General features: G+C 61.3%; 1 protein-coding gene. It reads right to left on the bottom strand.

The window, feature by feature from the left end; genetic code table 11:
• Positions 1-296 (bottom strand): biotin/lipoyl-binding protein (locus tag GR197_RS31770; RefSeq protein ID WP_164016664.1); only part of this gene is annotated, 296 nt, incomplete at its 3' end.
• Positions 297-393: the final 97 nt, after the last annotated feature.

Below are 393 nucleotides of genomic sequence, written 5' to 3'. Positions count from 1 at the left end.
TCGTAATCGCGCGCGTCGAGGCGGATCAGCACCTGCCCCGCTTTCACGTACTGGTTATCCTGCACCAGCACGTCGTTGACGAAACCGTTCACCTTCGGCGCCAGCACGGTGACGTCGCCGCCCACGTAGGCATCGTCGGTGGTCTCGACAAAGCGGCCCACGAAGAACCAGTACGATGCGGCCGCCGCGACCACGACGACGACGGTGATCACCGCCAGCAGCATCCACGGAATGCTGCGCGTCTGTTTCGCGGCGCCGGCGACGCTCGGCGGAGCAATAGAGGGAGTGGTAGACATGGCTATATGTGCGTATGCACCGGAAAACGTTGAAAAAATGCGCCTGAAAGCGCCCGCGTTGTTGCGTGAAATCGTGAGCGTTAGCGCTTCGTCATGT

This window comes from Rhizobium phaseoli, assembly GCF_010668805.1.
GTDB classification, from domain to species: domain Bacteria; phylum Pseudomonadota; class Alphaproteobacteria; order Rhizobiales; family Rhizobiaceae; genus Rhizobium; species Rhizobium phaseoli_A.
Note: the sequence above shows the minus strand (reverse complement) of the source record. Positions and strands in the feature narration are given on the sequence as shown.